This window comes from Flavobacterium sp. 21.1 (genome assembly GCF_057801535.1).
On the sequence record NZ_JBYNXA010000002.1, the window covers coordinates 64844 to 82136 of the forward strand.

Sequence of the window (17293 nt, forward strand, 5' to 3'; positions counted from 1 at the left end):
TTGCAGACAAAAAATTACATATCAGGTCATTGTGTAATCGAAAACAATTCGGTTACAATTAACGGCGCGAAAGTATTTGAACTCGGGGAGGTTCCTTTTTCGGAATTTGCAAAAACGGCTTATAAAAATTTCAACATGGATTATCCTAAATTTTTCAAAATGGATAATCTAAGCAAATTGGCCTTTTTAGCTTCGGAGATCATTCTGTCGAACAGTGATAAACAAGAAGAGAATAATAATATCGCTTTGGTTTTTGCCAATCAGTCATCCAGTTTGGATACCGACGTGAAATACCAGAGTTCCATTGCGGATAAGGAGAATTATTTTCCGAGTCCGGCCGTCTTTGTTTATACGTTGCCTAATATTTGCATCGGTGAGGTCAGTATCAAGCACAAATTACAGTCGGAAAACGCTTTTTTTGTTTTTGAAGATTTCAATGCCGAGTTCATGACCAATTATGCCGACTTACTTTTGGCGACAAACAAAGCGGAAAAAGTATTGTGCGGTTGGGTGGAATATTATCAGGAACAGTACAAAGCAATCCTTTATATGGTTGAAAAACAAGGGGATTTAGAACATAATAAAGAAACAGTAAAAACATTATACAATAAATAATCATGGAAGCATTAAAGCAGGAGTTAAAGGGGAAAATTATTGAAGTTTTAAATTTAGAAGACATTGCGGTTGAGGAAATTAATGATGACGATGCGCTTTTCGGAGATGGTTTAGGATTGGATTCTATTGATGCTTTGGAACTAATCGTATTGTTGGATAAAGATTACGGTATCAAATTGACAGATCCGAAAGCGGGAAAAACAATTTTCCAGTCAATTGAAACCATGGCAACCTATATTACCGATAACAGAACAAAATAAGCGTTAGTTGCTTTTTTGTCTCACCGACTAAAAAAGAACTATAACAATCCGGATATATCAGATGAAAGTAGCCATAACAGGAATGGGGATAATCTCTTCGATTGGAAACAATGTCGAAGAGAATTATGCTGCTTTGATAAGCGGTAAAACCGGAATTTCTGCCATTGAGAATTTTGAAACGACCCACGCAGCCGTTATTAAAGTCGGAGAAATTAAAAAAAGCAATCAGGAGTTAGCGCAGCAATTAGGACTTTCGTCGGATAATGATTTTTCCCGAACGTCCATGTTGGGTGCCATTGCTGCACAACAAGCTTTGGAAGATGCCGGAATCAAAGACTGTAATGAGTACCGAACCGGACTGATTTCTGCGACAAGTGTAGGCGGAATGGACATGACCGAAAAGTACTATTACGATTACTTTGAAGACGAATCCTGCAGAAGATACATTACCAGCCACGATTGCGGCGAAGTCACTCATAAAATCGCCGAGTATATCGGACTGAAAGGATTGGTGACTACAGTCAGTACGGCCTGTTCTTCGGCGGCGAATGCCATTATGATCGGTGCGCGTCTAATACAGTCGGGACAATTGGATCGAGTAATCGTAGGCGGAACAGACGCTTTGGCGAAATTCACCATCAACGGTTTCAAGACCCTGATGATTTTGTCGGATTCTTATAACACGCCGTTTGATAACAACCGTAAGGGATTGAATTTAGGGGAGGCTGCGGCTTTTCTGGTCTTGGAATCTGATGCGATGGTTGGCAAGGAAAACAAAAAAGTACTGGCCTATGTTTCCGGTTTCGGAAATGCCAACGATGCCTACCACCAAACGGCTTCTTCTGAAAACGGGGAAGGTGCTTTCTTAGCAATGCAAAAAGCTTTGAAAATGGCCAATTTAAAGATGTCAGATATTGATTATATCAACGCACACGGAACGGCAACGCCGAATAACGATTTGTCGGAAGGACGTGCCCTCTTGCGTATTTTCGGAGAAAACGTTCCGGAATTCAGTTCAACGAAAGCATTTACCGGACATACTTTAGCGGCAGCTGCTGCCATTGAAGCGGTTTACAGTGTTTTGGCTTTGCAGAACAATGTTGTTTTTCCGAATCTGAATTTCAAAACGCCAATGGAGGAATTTGATTTAATTCCGCAGACTACTCTGAAAGAAAAACCTATTTCACATGTTCTATCCAATTCTTTCGGATTTGGTGGAAATTGTTCAACCGTATTATTCTCTAAAAACTGATGAAGACGTATATCAACGGAACAAGTTGTATTTCAGTGCAAGATACTTTCGAAACGGAATTTTTATCGGAAGTAACCGTGAATACTACGGAGAATGTGGTTTATGCCAATCAGCCCTCGTACAAGGAGTTTATTCCGCCGGCGGCAAGCCGTCGTATGGCTAAAGGAGTGAAAATGGGAATTGCAGCTTCTTCAAAAGCGCTGAAAGAAGCAAATGTGGAAATGCCGGAAGCCATCATCATTGGAACAGGAATGGGTTGTGTTGAAGATTCGGAAAAGTTTTTGAAATCCATCTTAGACAATCAAGAAGAATTCCTTACGCCAACATCCTTCATCCAATCCACACACAATACCGTAGGTGGTCAGATCGCTTTGGGATTGCAGTGTAAAGGCTATAATTTTACGTATGTAAACGGTGCGGTTTCTTTTGAAATGGCATTGTTAGATGCAAAAATGCAGATCGAAAACAAGGAAGCAGACAGTATTCTGGTCGGCGGAATCGATGAAACAGGTGCTTATACCTTGTCACTTCACAAGCTGGTTAATCTCGTGAAGTCAGAAGAAGATAAACCTTACTCTGTTCTAAATTCCGACTCAAAAGGAATTGTTCACGCCGAAGGAGCCGGTTTTTTTGTGTTGGAAAGTGAAAAAAAGGATAGCTCCTATGCCTCCGTTGACGCAGTTGCTATGCAAAGCGCCATGGAAGTTAATGAGGTTGCTAATTTCATCTCTGCCTTTTTAGAAGCTAATAATTTAAAAATTTCCGACCTTGACGCAGTAGTTCTGGGGAATAATGGTGATGTGGAATTCGATAATTACTACGATGTTTCCCGTTCACTTTTCGGAAATACGCCTCAAGTATATTACAAACACTTAAGTGGTGAGTACAATACATCATCCGCATTTGGTTTCTGGACCGCTGCGAACATTATCAAAAATCAGCATATTCCGGAAATCGTAAGTATGAATGCGCTGAAAAAAGATGCATACAATACAATTTTACTATACAATCAGTACCGGGGGAAAGACCATAGTTTAATCTTACTCAAGAAATGCTAAAACATAAAAACATACTTATTTTTTGTATTTGTGCAGTTGCCTTTCTTTCCGTTTTGAGTTTTTTTATTGATGTGAAATGGTGGGTTGTTCTACCATTTTTTGCTTTTTGGATTGGGATCACCATTTTCGGGTCGTCGAATATCAAAATGGGCTATTTCGTAAAAACCTATTGCGATAATCCCGGTGAAAAAAAGCCAAGAATTGCGATTTCGTTTGATGACGGACCGCACCCAATGACCGAAAAAGTACTTGATCTTTTGAAGGAATACAATGCAAAAGCTACTTTTTTCTGTATCGGAAGTCAGATCGAAAAGCATCCCGATATTTTTAAACGTATTGTAGCGGAAGGTCACACCGTTGGAAATCACTCGTATTCCCATTCGAACCGTTTCGGTATTTTTCCGACGCGAAAAGTAGTAGAGGAACTGGTTCAGACCAACACAATCATTGAGCGTTTTTCCGGTAAGAAAGCTTTGTATTTCCGACCGCCGTTCGGTGTAACGAATCCCAAAATAGCCAGAGCCGTTTCCAAGACCAATCACCATGTTATTGGTTGGAACAATCGCTCGTTAGATACGGTTATTGATAATGAAATCAAGATTTTGGAGCGCATCAAAAAAAGACTGGTGCCGGGAGGAATTATATTGTTACATGACACTTCGTTAAAAACAGTGAATGTTTTGGAACAGTTATTGTTATTTTTGCAATCCGAAAAGTATGAATGTGTAACCATAGATGCTTTATTAAATCTTCCAGCTTATGAAAATTAGAGTTTTTATACTGTTGCTTTTAATTGCCAACAGTGTTTTTGCCCAGGAAAAGAAATTGACTCCGGCAGAAATCGATGTTTTTAAAACGAAAGTTGAGAAAGAAACCAAGAACATAAAAACATTAAAGACTGATTTTACGCAATACAAACACCTTGATTTCTTATCGAAAGATATTGAAACGTCGGGAAAAATGTATTTCAAACAGCCGAACTGGCTTAACTGGCAGTATACAAAACCGTATCAGTACAGTATTGTTTTCAAAAACAATAAGGTATATATTAATGATCAGGGAAATAAAAGTACGGTGGATGCGAAAAGCAAGATGTTTGAAAAAATCAATAAACTGATAGTCGGCAGCGTAAGCGGAAACATGTTTGATGATAAGGAATTTACGATAGCTTATTTCAAAAGTAAAGATTCCTATATCGCCAAACTGACGCCGAAAACAGCAACCATTAAGAAATACATTCAGCAGGTGGATCTGTATTTTCCAATGGATGACGCGACCGTTTCTCAGGTAAAACTGATTGAGCCGTCCGGCGACTTTACCCTAATCGTATTTAAAAATAAACAGATCAATGCAAAAATTGACGATTCGGTTTTTACTAATTAGTTTTTTTTCGACGCTTCTTTTTTCCTGTAAATCCTATGAAATTCCCAATGCGGTCAGAAAGGAATCAACAATAAAAGAAGTAAAGAATCCCTATTTTTCGGATCCGAAAACCGATTATATCTATAAAGCACATATTGAGGTTTATGGAAATGAACTCAGCGGAATATTTATCGCCAAAAGACTTAATGATTCCATTCATCGTGTAGTTTTTACGACGGATTTTGGAAACACCCTGCTTGATTTTGAATTATCGGAAAAAGATTTTAAGGTCAATTACATTGTTGAAGATTTAAATAAGAAAATAGTCGTAAACACCTTGCGGGATGATTTCCGCTTACTGCTGAAAGTAAATTACGCGGTAACGGATAGGATGGCCCACGAAGAGTACGATATTTATAAATCCGAAGCAGGCAAACGATTTAACTATCTCTTTTTTGATAAAAAGGATCAGAAGTTGCAGAAATTGATCAATGCGTCGCGTCATAAGGAAAAAGTTGTCTTCGAATTTGATTCAAAAAACAGTACTTTTGCCGAAAATATCACCATCAGTCATAAGAATATCCGGCTGACGATTAAATTAAATCAAATCACTAATCAAAATTAAAGATGAAAAAACAAGTATTTGTAGCGTTGTTATGCTTTTTCGGATTAACACAGATGAATGCACAGGTAACCGTAAAACCGGGTATCCGAGGTGGTGCTACCTTCTCAAAGTTCACCGGTGTGGATGATGCCGATTTCAAAACCGATTTTTACGTTAGTGCTTTTGCGGCCATTAAACTGGCAAAAATTTATACCCTTCAGCCGGAACTTGGATACTCCGGGCAAGGAGCGATCGTTCAAAACTACAACTTCGCTACCGACACCTATACTGAAAAAAAGTATTCATTGGATTTTTTATCTTTAGGACTGATGAATAAATTTACATTCCACGGGTTCGAAGCCGTTGTGGGACCGACATTAGATTTTAAATTAAACGATAATTTTGAAAGACCGCTAGGTAATGACCTGATCGGTTTTGATATGGGAATCGTGGGAGGTTTCGGGTATACGTTGCCTAACGGACTTGGTTTCGAAGCTCGATACAAACAAGGATTGATCGATATTTTTGGAGGTGAGTACTATGATGATAGCGGTTATAACAACGATTTTAATGATGTTTATTTAAATCAGGTTTTCCAGGTAGGTATTTCTTATACTTTTGATATTAAACAATAATCATAGCTTATGTTACTTAAGGATTTTTATACCGTTCAAAAATTAGAAAATGTTTCGGAAGGGAAATATGATGTAGTCGTGCAGTTGAATAACCAACACGATGTTTTTAAAGGTCATTTTCCGGGAAATCCTGTAACGCCGGGCGTATGCATGATGCAGATAATCAAAGAACTTTCTCAGGAAATACTGGGAAGTTCTTTGTTTATGACCAATTCTTCCAACGTGAAATTCATGGCGCTTATCAATCCGGATGTGCATGCTGTACTGCGCTTGGAATTGGAGATTTCAGGTACGCTGGAAACCGAAATCAAAGTTAAAAACACTACAAGCTTCGAAGATACCGTAGCGCTAAAACTGACCAACACTTATAAAAAAGCATAGTTTTGAAATTACTGTTTTGCATAGTTGCGACTTTTTGTACCCTGCTTGCCCAAGATTTGACGGAGGTGCGGGAAGCTTATTATGCCGCTTCACAGTCAAAGCAAACAGCGGAACAGTTTCATACAATGCTTTCGGGATACAGTAAAAACAATCCGACTTTATTGGCTTATAAAGGCGCTTCGATCATTCTTACAGCAAAGTATGCTCCGAAAGTCAAACAGAAAAAAGAACTGTTTCTTGAAGGTGTAACTTTGTTGGAAAAGACATTAAAATCGGAGCCTTCAAGCGTTGAGATTCGTCTGATTCGTCTCAGTATTCAGGAAAACTCACCCAAGATCCTGAAATATAAAAGCAATATTGAAGAAGATAAGAAGTTGATTATGAGTTCTTTCGATAAACAGTCTCGTGAGGTAAAGGAATACGTAAAAAAATACGTTAGACAATCAACGGTTTTTTCCGATAGCGAAAAGCAACAGATTTTAAAATAATACACATGAGTGCCAATCCATTCTTTAGTGAGCGAATTGAAACCCATAAATTGTGTGTTATCATTCCAACTTACAATAATCACAAAACCTTACGACGTGTTATTGACGGTGTCCTGAAATATACGCAACACTGTATCGTCGTTAATGACGGTTCAACCGACACCACAAAAGAAATTTTGACCTCATATCCGCAGATTCAACAGATTCACGTAGCTGAAAATAAAGGAAAAGGGAATGCGCTTCGCGTAGGTTTTAAAAAAGCAAAGGAATTAGGTTATCGTTATGCAATTACTATTGATTCTGACGGCCAGCATTTTCCTGATGATATTCCCGTTTTTTTGGATCATTTGGAGCAATCCGGAGAGAAGGTACTGTTGATCGGAAGCCGTAACATGAGTCAGGACGGTGTTCCGAAAAAGAGCAGTTTCGGGAATAAATTTTCAAATTTTTGGTTTTGGTTCGAAACCGGAATCAGACTGGAGGATACACAGTCGGGTTATCGCTTGTATCCGCTGGAGTCGCTTCCGACCCGTTTTTTTACTAAGAAATTCGAATTTGAGATCGAAGTTATTGTCCGTTCAGCATGGAATGGTGTTGAAGTAAAAAACATACCGATTGACATTTTATACGATCCGAATGAACGTGTAACTCATTTTCGTCCTTTTAAAGATTTTACCCGAATCAGTATCCTGAATACGGTTTTGGTGATCATTACTCTTTTATACATCAAACCCAGAGACTTCTTTCGAAGTTTTAAAAAAAAAAGTTTAGCGGAGTTCATTCGTGAGGACATTTTAGAGAGTTCGGATTCCTATTCGATAAAAGCATCCTCTATCGCCTTGGGCGTTTTTGTGGGCATAGCGCCTTTTTGGGGATTTCAAACGCTGATCGCCATTTCGGTCGCGGTACTGCTGAAGTGGAACAAAGCCTTGGCTTTTGCGTTTTCCAATGTTAGTATTCCGCCGATGATTCCTTTTATCATTTATGGTTCATTGCAGGCAGGTTCGTTTTTTGTCGAGGATACCGCAAAATATACTTTAGGGAGCCCTATAACCTTTGAGCATATAAAAACAAATGCGCTGCAATATGTGATTGGCAGTTTTGTTTTGGCAACTGTAATGGCAATTCTTTTTGGAGTTGGAAGTTATTTGCTACTTTCGCTGTCGAAAAAATCGAGAAATTAAATGCATACCTATTTTATAAGAATTCATCATTTTGTGCAGCGAAATAAGCTGGCAGCAGTAGGGATTGCTGTGGTATTTTTGCTGATTTTCGGTTTTTTTGCCTCCAAAATCAAATTTGAGGAAGACATTACCCGCATCATCCCGAAAAACGACAAAGCCGATGTAGCGACCAAAGTGTTGAAACAGCTTAACTTTTCGGATAAAATTACGGTAATAATCGAGAAGGAAAAAGGCGGCACGGTAGACGATATGGCCGAAACCGCAACTGTTTTTTTGGACAGTGTGGCTTCCTGCAACGCTTACATTAAAGATATTCAAGGGAAGGTTGATGAAGAAAATATTCAGGAAACGTTCGATTTTGTATACAATAATCTTCCTTTGTTTCTGGAGGACAAAGATTATGATCAAATAGAGCAGAAACTGAGTAAAGACAGTATTTCAGTTCAGGTCGAAAAAAATTACCATACCTTAATTTCGCCAACCGGAATCGTAGCAAAGGATTTTATCTTAAACGATCCGCTCGGAATTTCCTTTATCGCCTTAAAGAAACTGCAACAGTTGAGTATTGGCGATGAGTTTCAGCTTAAAAACGGTTTTCTGGTTACTAAGGACGAATCGAAACTTTTGTTGTTCATCAATCCGAAATTAAGCGGAAGCGAAACCAAAAAAAACACGCTTTTCGTTGATAAACTAACGGCTATAAAATCCAATTTAAACAAACAGTTTGCCGGGAAAGCAAGCGTGGATTATTTTGGTGCATCGCTGATTGCAGTAGCCAATGCCAAACAGATCAAACAGGACATCATCACGACCATTTTGGTTTCTCTGGGAACGCTGATGCTGATTCTGATCCTGTTCTACAGAAAATTACTGGTACCGGTGATCATTTTTATCCCTTCAATTTTCGGCGTACTGGTTGCCATTGCATGCCTGTATTTCATAAGAAACACGATTTCGGCTATTTCATTAAGTGTGGGTGCGGTATTGTTAGGGGTGACCATCGATTATTCACTACACATCCTCACACATTACAAGAATAACAGCGATCTGAAAACACTGTACAAAGACATTACGATGCCACTGATCATGAGTAGCAGCACCACGGCTTTGGCTTTTTTGTGTTTACTCTTCGTGAATTCCGAAGCGCTTAAGGATTTGGGGATTTTTGCGGCCATCAGTGTCGTGGTTTCGGCTTTGTTCTCCTTGCTGATTATCCCGCATCTGTATCATCCTAAAATCGATGAGCAGGAACGCAAAACGATATTGGACAAAGCAGCCGGTTTTTCGTTTGAACGCAATAAGTTTCTGATCATTTCGAGTATTGTAATTATCATCATTAGCATTTTTACTTTCGGAAAAGTGAAGTTCAATAACAATCTTTCTGAATTGAATTTTGTTCCGACCGAAATTAAAAAGGCCGAATCTAAATTGGAAAATGCAACCAATCTGACATCAAAATCGATCTATCTGGCCTCTTACGGTAATTCTGCGGAAGAAGCACTTTCCAATGCAAATTCGCTATTCCGAACGCTAACCGAAGATAAAAATAATAAGGAGATTCTAAACTTCAGTTCCATTGGAGGCGTAGTGCTTTCAAAGGAAACGCAGCAAAAGAAAATAGCAAAATGGAATGCATTCTGGACAGCTGATAAAAAAGCAGTTCTACAACAAAATTTAATTTCAGCAGGAAGCGCCATCGGTTTTAAACCGGAATCGCATCAAAATTTCTATGATTTGCTTCAAAAGCAATTTGCACCTATTGGGTTTGAAACTTATGCTAAAGTGAAAACCCTCTTTTTGGATGAATTTGTGGCATCGAAAAATGGTTTTTATACGATCGCTTCGGTTGTAAAAGTATCCAACGAGCAAAGGGATGCTTTCGTGAAGAATATTTCAAATGAAAAGAATGTACTGCCGATCGACAGACAGCAAATGAACGAAACCTTTTTAGGTAGACTTCGAGATGATTTCAACGATCTGGTAAACTATTCGTTTGCGGCCGTAATTTTGATATTGTTCGTGTTTTTCCGTCGTATCGAACTGGTAATTGTGAGCACAATCCCAATTGTCATCACCGGATTGGTTACAGCCGGAGTAATGGGGGTTTTCGGAATTCAGCTGAATATTTTCAGTACGATCGTATGTACGCTTATTTTCGGTCACGGAGTCGATTTCAGTATTTTCATGACCAGCGCAATGCAGAAGGAATACACCACTGGAAGAGACGAAATGCCGACGTACCGGACTTCAATAATATTAGCGGCTTTAACAACAATTTTAGCTATCGGAGCGTTGATTTTTGCGGATCATCCGGCCTTAAAATCCATTTCATCTGTTTCGTTAATAGGTGTTTTCGCAGCGCTGTTGATTACGTTTATTTTCTACCCTATTTTGTTCAGAATCTGTTTCTTCAACAGAACAAAGAAAGGGAACTCGCCGATATCAATGAGATTGTTGATCCACTCGACGCTTTCGTTTTTATATTATGGCTTGGGCGGACTTGTTTTCTCCTTCACCGGAAAAATCATATTGAAATTGTTGCCGGTTAAAAAGGAAGTGAAAATCATGTGGTTCCGGATCATTATTTCCAACTTCATGAAATCGGTTTTGTATTCGAACCCATTTGTGAAAAAACAGATCATAAATCGAAACGGGGAAACCTTTGATAAGCCGTCAGTGATTATTTCCAATCATACGTCTTTCTTGGATACTTTGGCCATCGGAATGGTAACACCAAAAATCATTTATCTGGTGAATGACTGGGTTTACAATTCGCCGATCTTTGGCCGCGTGGTAAAATTGGCTGGCTATTATCCGGTTTCACAAGGAGTGGAAGGAAGTGTGGAGCATTTACGCGAAAAAGTGGAACAGGGTTATTCCCTAATGGTTTTCCCCGAAGGTTCGCGTTCTGATGATGGTGTAATCAATCGTTTCCACAAAGGCGCTTTCTATCTGGCCGAACATTTTAATTTAGATGTGCTCCCGGTATACATCCACGGAAATGCAGAAGTTCTTCCTAAAGGCGACCATATTATTTACGACGGAAGTATTTCGGTGGTTATTGGAAAAAGAATTGAACCTGAAGATACTTCCTTCGGAACGAATTACTCCGAACGAACAAAAAAAATAGGCAAATATTTCCGTGCGGAATATGATGTGTTACGCAAGGAACTGGAAGATGAGAATTACTTCAGAAACAAAATTCATCTTAGTTACCTTTACAAAGAACGGGAAGTGATCGATGCTGTGAAATCTGATTTTGAAAAGAGAAAATCATTGTATTTCAAATTAAGTCAGATCATAAAAGAAGAGGCTAAAATACTTCACATAGCTGATGATTACGGTCAGTTGGATACTTTATTAGTGCTCCAACAGCCGAAAAGAAAAATAGAAAGCTTTATTCAGGACGAAGAAAAAAGGAGCATAGCGTCGTCCAATTATATTTTGAAAAGACGACAGCTGTCTTATCTGAATTCCGTTTCGGGAAATAATCAGAAAGCAAATGTTTTACTGGTTTCAGGGCAGCGTACTGATTTTGTAAAGCAAATGGAACTGAACGATGTAAAACAAATCGTTTTAATTGATAATTTTGAGTTGAAAGACCATTTTATAGGGCAAGGTTTCGAGATGAGTGGTAATGAAGAGGGTCTAATGGTTTTAAAGAAATAAAGAGTGGATAAAAAATACGACATAGTAATTATCGGTAGTGGTCTGGGAGGTTTAGTTTCTGCCATTATTCTTGCCAAGGAAGGGAAGAGCGTCTGCGTGCTGGAGAAGAACAACCAATACGGCGGCAATCTGCAGACTTTCGTACGCGAAAAGACAATTTTTGATACCGGTATCCATTATATTGGCGGATTGGAAGAAGGCCAGAATCTTTATAAATATTTTTCTTATTTAGGGATTATGGACGATCTGAAGCTCAAGAAGATGGATGAGGATGGGTTCGATATTATTACTTTTGAAGGTGATGAAACCGAATACCCACATGCGCAGGGCTATGAGAATTTCGTGCAGCAATTACTAACTTATTTTCCTGAGGAAGAAAAGACCATAAGAGCTTATTGCGATAAACTGATCTATACCTGCGATTCGTTTCCGTTATACAATCTAAAGCAAGGTGGCGGCTATCAAAGTGAAATTTTATCCTTAAATGCCAAAGCGTATCTGGATGAATTAACGGATAATGAAAAACTGAAAGCGGTTTTAGCCGGTTCCAACTTTTTATATGCCGGAATTGCCGATAAAACACCTTTTTATGTTCACGCACTTTCCGTAAATTCGTATATCCAAAGTGCCTGGCGTTGCATAAACGGGGGAAGCCAGATTTCCAAACAGCTGATCAAACAGCTTAGGAGATACGGCGGGGAAGTGTATAAGCACCGTGAAGTAGTAGGCTTTAATTTTGAAGAAGATAAGCTGGTTTCGGTTAACACACGTAATGGTGAAGTGTTTTCGGGAGCTATTTTTCTTTCGAATATAGAACCGAAGACCACATTGAAAATGGTAGGAGAAGAAAGGTTCCGAAAATCGTATTACAGCAGAATTCAGAGTTTGGAGGTACTGCCGTCCGCTTTTAGTCTGTATATTGTTTTTAAACCGGAATCGTTCCCATATCTTAATCATAATTATTACCATTTCAAAGATAGTAACAGAGTTTGGGATACAATCGAATATACTGAAGACTCGTGGCCGGAGGGTTATATGGCTTCGATGAATGTCTCGGAAGAAAATCAGGTTTGGGCGGAAAGCTTTACGGCTATCACTTATCTGAAATTTGAAGAATTTGCAGAATGGGAAAACACGCATAATACGGTTTCTCAAAAAGGCGATCGCGGTGAATTATATGAACAATATAAAAAGGAAAAAGCGGGAATTTTTATAGCAGAAATTGAGAAGAAATTCCCTGGGATACAAGAGTGTATTCAGTCGGTACATACATCGACGCCGCTTTCGTATCGCGATTATATCGGAGGGCATAACGGAAATTTGTATGGCTACATAAAAGATTCGAGCAATCCGATGAAAACATTCATTTCGCCAAAAACGAAATTGGACAACCTGTATTTGACCGGGCAAAGTATCAATATGCATGGCGTTTTAGGTGTAACTATTGGGGCAGTAGCCACTTGTTCGGAAATTTTAGGTGGCGATTATCTTGTAGATAAAATCAACAAAGAATTAGAGCTGTAATATGAAAAGAGGAATTCAAATACTGCTTGTTATAGGATTGGCCTTTTGTATGTTCTCTTGCGGGACTTACGAATCAGTTCATCATATACCTAAAATAGAAGGATACAAGCAGGAAAAGCCGGTAGTCGTAAAACATTCGGATACTCTTTTTTCCTCGGGCAGCAACTATTTCATTAAGAACAGGCAGAATCTTTGGGAATTATATGTTTCGGGGGATGCTTTGCAGATTGGACTCATTACCGGCAGCCTTTCTGAACCGCTGATCAAGAAGCAGGAACACGTATTCTTTGGGAAAATTCAGGAAATGATTCCTTCAAAATTCAAACAGAAGATGCTGCGTCAGTTTCTGAAATGGTATAATCGAAAACTCTACCTCAATGTTCCCGAAGAATATCAGACTGAAATTTACGGTATTTCACAATATGTTTCCAATGATTTTGAATCGATAGCGCCCAATTATTTACGAATATTATATCTTCATGGCGCCCACGATATTGGGCATGCGATGCAAGACCTGGCTTTGATAGGTTGTTCGTCTATGGCGGTTTGGGGCGATAAAACCGAAGATGGCGAATTGTTGATCGGGCGAAATTTTGATTTTTATGCCGGCGATGAGTTTGCCAAGGACAAAATGGTATCTTTCGTTAGACCGGAGACCGGACATCCATTCATGTCTGTTACCTGGGGAGGAATGATAGGCGTTGTTTCCGGTATGAATTTAGAAGGACTGACCGTGACGATAAATTCCGGAAAATCCGAAATCCCATTGGTTGCTAAAACGCCTATTGCTATACTTGCAAGGGAGATTTTACAATATGCTTCGAACATTGATGAGGCGGTAGCCATTGCAAAAAAACGCTCCGTTTTCGTTTCTGAATCCATTATGGTCGGAAGTGCCAAAGATAAAAAAGCGATCCTAATCGAAGTTTCTCCGGATAAATTTGGAGTTTATGAAGTAGTGAACAGTGACCAGTTGGTGTGTTCCAATCATTTTCAGAGCGATGCCTACAAGACTGACGAACGCAATCGCATGCATATCATAGAAAGCCATTCCAAATACCGTTTTGATAGGATGACCGAGTTGTTGGCCGAGAAGGACAAAATGAATCCGCAAAAAATGGCTGATATTTTGAGAAACAGAGAAGGGCTTAAGAACGAAAAGATCGGTTACGGAAATGAAAAATCGGTAAACGAGTTACTGGCGCATCACAGCGTTGTTTTTAAACCGGAAAGCAGAATGGCATGGGTTTCTTCCAATCCCTATCAGTTAGGGGAGTTTGTGGCCTATGATCTAAATAAAATTTTTGGTAAGAAAGATAATGACTTTGCGGTTTTGGAAACGGCATCAGCTAATATTCCGAAAGATCCTTTTGTGGATTCGCCGGCTTATCATGCTTATGAGGAATTCAGGATTCAAGACAGGACAATAGATAAAGCCATTAAAAAGGATACATCATTGTCTGCGGATTTTATCAAAAAATACCAAAGCAACAATCCTGATTATTGGATGGTGTATTATAAAACGGGAAAATATTACTTCGAAAAAGGATGGGACGCGGCCGCTAAAATCGAATTTGAAAAAGCACTGGCCAGAGTAATTCCATCGCTTCAGGAGCGCAATCACATCGAAGATTATCTGAAAAAAATAAATCGCAGACGCTAATGATACCGGCAATAGAAAAAGCAACCTTACAGGAAATCAATGCGCTGCAGGAGCAAAAGTTGGTCGAGACGCTGCAGTATTTAAGCAAAAAATCACCTTATTACAAAGCGCTTTTCGAAAGAGAAAAAATAGATATCCTCGAAATAAGAACGGTTAAGGATTTACAACAGATCCCTACTACTTCCAAAACGGATCTTCAGTTGGATAACGATGCTTTTTTTTGTGTTCCGATGCATGAAATCATTGATTACGCCACTACCTCCGGAACCTTGGGAAGTCCTGTGACCTTTGGGTTGACCGACAAAGATTTGGATCGTCTGGCCTATAATGAAGCCATTTCGTTTGCGTGTGCGGGAATTCAGAAAGGTGATGTCGTACAGTTGATGACCACACTTGACAGAAGGTTTATGGCAGGTCTGGCCTATTTCTTAGGGTTGCGAAAACTGGGAGCGGGTGTTATCCGTGTGGGAGCCGGCATTCCGGAATTGCAATGGGATTCGATTTTAAAGTATGACCCTAAATATTTGATAGCCGTTCCTTCTTTTTTGTTGAAAATGATCGAATATGCTGAAAATCACGGGATCGATTATAATGCTTCAAGCATAAAAGGAGTAATCTGTATCGGTGAATCCCTGAGAAATCAGGATTTTTCCCCGACACTATTAGCCGAAAAGATTACATCAAAATGGAATCTGCAGTTGTTTTCCACTTACGCTTCCACCGAGATGAGTACAGCTTTTACCGAATGCGAATATTTTCAGGGCGGACACCAGCATCCGGAACTGATCATTACCGAGGTCTTAGACGACAACGATAATCCCGTTGCAGAAGGTGAAAGCGGAGAACTGACCATCACTACTTTAGGAGTTGAAGCAATGCCTTTACTGCGGTTTAAAACGGGCGATATTGTAAGACTCCATAAGTCGCCTTGTCAATGTGGAAAAAATACGCTGAGGGTTGGCCCGGTCGTAGGCAGAAAGCAACACATGATCAAGTACAAAGGAACTACGTTGTACCCGCCGGCTATGCATGATTTGCTGACTTATTTTGAAGGGGTTCAAAGCCATGTGATCGAGATTTCCTCCAATGAGGTGGGGACAGACGAAATTCTGATTAAAATTGCCTCTAACCAGCCTTCCGAAGAGTTGCTCACTGAAATCAAAGATCATTTCAGAGCAAAATTACGTGTTTCGCCAAAAGTGGAATTTGTTGCAAAAGATATATTAAATAATGTTATATTTGCACCGAAGAGCCGTAAACCTATTACTTTTATAGACAAACGGACTTCCTAATATGGGGATGTAGCTCAGTTGGCTAGAGTGCTTGACTGGCAGTCAAGAGGTCGTGGGTTCGAGCCCCATCTTCTCCACAGTGTAAAATTGTAAAACCTTGTAAGCGTTGAGTTTACAAGGTTTTTTGTTTTTCATTTATTTGTTTCACTTTGATGATAGTAATTTGAATTTGACTATCGGAAATTTCATATTTTTTTAATAATTTTAATGTCCTCTAACAGAGGTGTTTGTGTTTTTGTTTTTCGGTCCCAAATCCTAAAGATGCGTTTAATTCTAATTAAGGATATTATGAATAGAGTAAAAAAAACACTATTGTTTTTGGGATTGTTTGCAATTGCCGGCCTCTTTTTAGCAATGCTGTACGTAAAAACAGCGCTTCCCGATGTAGGTTCTCCCCCGGATATCAAAGTGATTTCCACCCCTGAAAAAATTGAAAGAGGAAGATACCTGGCCTATCATGTAACGATTTGTATCGATTGTCATTCCAAAAGGGATTGGTCTAAATTTTCCGGCCCGCTGGTTCCCGGATCCATAGGGATGGGAGGTGAGTTGTTCGATCAGAAATTCGGTTTTCCGGGGTCCTATTATTCCAAAAACATTACGCCGTCTTCCATCAGCAATTATACGGATGGTGAGCTTTACCGAGCCATAACTACAGGTGTAAACAAAAATGGGGATGCGATGTTTCCGGTGATGCCTTTTCATAATTATGGCAAGATGGATCCTGAAGATATCAAATCGATTATTGCTTATATCCGTACCTTAAGTCCGATTCAAAACGCAATTCCGGAATCGTCTTCCGATTTCCCTATGAATTTTATCATCAATACGATTCCGCAGAAAGCAACGCCAACCAAAATGCCTGATCCAGGTAATACGGTGGCCTATGGCAAGTATTTGGCCACAGCGGCCTCCTGCTTTGATTGTCATACACAGTTTGAAAAAGGGAGTTTTATCGCGGGAACTGACTTTGGCGGCGGCCGGGAATTTCCTTTTCCGGATGGTTCGGTAGTACGCTCGGGAAATATTTCCCCACATTCGACCGGTATCGGTTCCTGGTCAAAAGAAAGTTTTGTCGCTTTGTTTAAATCAAGGATGGATATTTCTAAAAATCCGGCAAATATTAAACCCGGAGAGTATAATTCCGTGATGCCGTGGACTATGTACGCAGGGATGAAAGACGAAGATTTAGCGGCTATCTACGATTATCTTAAAACGGTTAAACCAATCAACAATAAAGTTGAAAAGTTTACGAAAGGCGGTAAATAAAGTCATTCCGGCAATCGGACTACATAAACAAAAAACA

General features: G+C 39.4%; 16 protein-coding genes and 1 tRNA gene. All 17 read left to right on the top strand.

The genetic code is table 11. The features are described from left to right. The 17 genes from AC3E9U_RS03610 (at nt 1) to AC3E9U_RS03690 (ending at nt 17256) form a co-directional block, all read left to right on the top strand. Entirely contained in the window at nt 1–615 is a 615-nt protein-coding gene (locus AC3E9U_RS03610; protein WP_488745553.1) for a 3-oxoacyl-ACP synthase, read from the top strand. Between the two features lie 2 nt (nt 616–617). Then, entirely contained in the window at nt 618–875 is a 258-nt protein-coding gene (locus tag AC3E9U_RS03615) for a phosphopantetheine-binding protein (protein ID WP_488745554.1), read from the top strand. A 61-nt stretch (nt 876–936) separates the two neighbouring features. After that, nucleotides 937–2127 carry a beta-ketoacyl-[acyl-carrier-protein] synthase family protein gene (locus tag AC3E9U_RS03620; RefSeq protein ID WP_488745555.1) on the top strand — a complete coding sequence of 397 codons (1191 nt, stop codon included), beginning with the start codon at nt 937–939 and terminating at the stop codon, nt 2125–2127. Continuing rightward, nucleotides 2127–3185: a beta-ketoacyl synthase N-terminal-like domain-containing protein gene (locus AC3E9U_RS03625; RefSeq protein ID WP_488745556.1), complete on the top strand. Its 1059-nt coding sequence runs from the start codon at nt 2127–2129 to the stop codon at nt 3183–3185. The genes AC3E9U_RS03620 and AC3E9U_RS03625 overlap by 1 nt, the downstream gene beginning before the upstream one ends. Beyond that, nucleotides 3179–3955, top strand: a complete 777-nt coding sequence (locus AC3E9U_RS03630; protein ID WP_488745557.1) for a polysaccharide deacetylase family protein — start codon at nt 3179–3181, stop codon at nt 3953–3955. Before AC3E9U_RS03625 ends, AC3E9U_RS03630 begins: the two co-directional genes overlap by 7 nt. Next, on the top strand, nt 3945–4568 hold the full coding sequence (lolA2, locus tag AC3E9U_RS03635) for a flexirubin biosynthesis/transport protein LolA2 (RefSeq protein ID WP_488745558.1): 624 nt from the start codon (nt 3945–3947) through the stop codon (nt 4566–4568). The genes AC3E9U_RS03630 and lolA2 overlap by 11 nt, the downstream gene beginning before the upstream one ends. Beyond that, the gene (lolB2, locus tag AC3E9U_RS03640; RefSeq protein WP_488745559.1) at nt 4534–5172 is read left to right on the top strand and encodes a flexirubin biosynthesis protein LolB2; all 639 of its coding nucleotides are present in this window, start codon (nt 4534–4536) and stop codon (nt 5170–5172) included. Before lolA2 ends, lolB2 begins: the two co-directional genes overlap by 35 nt. A gap of 2 nt (nt 5173–5174) precedes the next feature. Beyond that, on the top strand, nt 5175–5786 hold the full coding sequence (locus tag AC3E9U_RS03645; RefSeq protein WP_488745560.1) for a porin family protein: 612 nt from the start codon (nt 5175–5177) through the stop codon (nt 5784–5786). 9 nt (nt 5787–5795) lie between these two features. Next, on the top strand, nt 5796–6167 hold the full coding sequence (locus AC3E9U_RS03650) for an ApeI family dehydratase (RefSeq protein WP_488745561.1): 372 nt from the start codon (nt 5796–5798) through the stop codon (nt 6165–6167). A 2-nt stretch (nt 6168–6169) separates the two neighbouring features. Continuing rightward, on the top strand, nt 6170–6655 hold the full coding sequence (locus tag AC3E9U_RS03655; protein ID WP_488745562.1) for a hypothetical protein: 486 nt from the start codon (nt 6170–6172) through the stop codon (nt 6653–6655). A gap of 5 nt (nt 6656–6660) precedes the next feature. Then, nucleotides 6661–7839 (top strand): DUF2062 domain-containing protein, encoded by a 1179-nt coding sequence (locus AC3E9U_RS03660; RefSeq protein WP_488745563.1) that lies wholly within the window; start codon nt 6661–6663, stop codon nt 7837–7839. Then, complete coding sequence (locus AC3E9U_RS03665; protein ID WP_488745564.1) at nt 7840–11508, top strand: MMPL family transporter; 3669 nt, start codon at nt 7840–7842, stop codon at nt 11506–11508. It abuts the gene before it with no gap. 3 nt (nt 11509–11511) lie between these two features. After that, nucleotides 11512–13032, top strand: coding sequence for a phytoene desaturase family protein (locus AC3E9U_RS03670; RefSeq protein ID WP_488745565.1), 1521 nt, complete (start codon nt 11512–11514; stop codon nt 13030–13032). A 1-nt stretch (nt 13033) separates the two neighbouring features. Beyond that, nucleotides 13034–14695, top strand: a complete 1662-nt coding sequence (locus AC3E9U_RS03675; protein ID WP_488745566.1) for a C45 family autoproteolytic acyltransferase/hydrolase — start codon at nt 13034–13036, stop codon at nt 14693–14695. Continuing rightward, nucleotides 14695–15987, top strand: coding sequence for a flexirubin biosynthesis putative acyl-CoA ligase FlxY (gene flxY / locus AC3E9U_RS03680; protein ID WP_488745567.1), 1293 nt, complete (start codon nt 14695–14697; stop codon nt 15985–15987). Before AC3E9U_RS03675 ends, flxY begins: the two co-directional genes overlap by 1 nt. 3 nt (nt 15988–15990) lie before the next feature. Then, nucleotides 15991–16064 (top strand) — tRNA-Ala (locus AC3E9U_RS03685). Between the two features lie 211 nt (nt 16065–16275). Next, nucleotides 16276–17256: a c-type cytochrome gene (locus AC3E9U_RS03690; protein ID WP_488745568.1), complete on the top strand. Its 981-nt coding sequence runs from the start codon at nt 16276–16278 to the stop codon at nt 17254–17256. Nucleotides 17257–17293 lie beyond the last annotated feature (37 nt).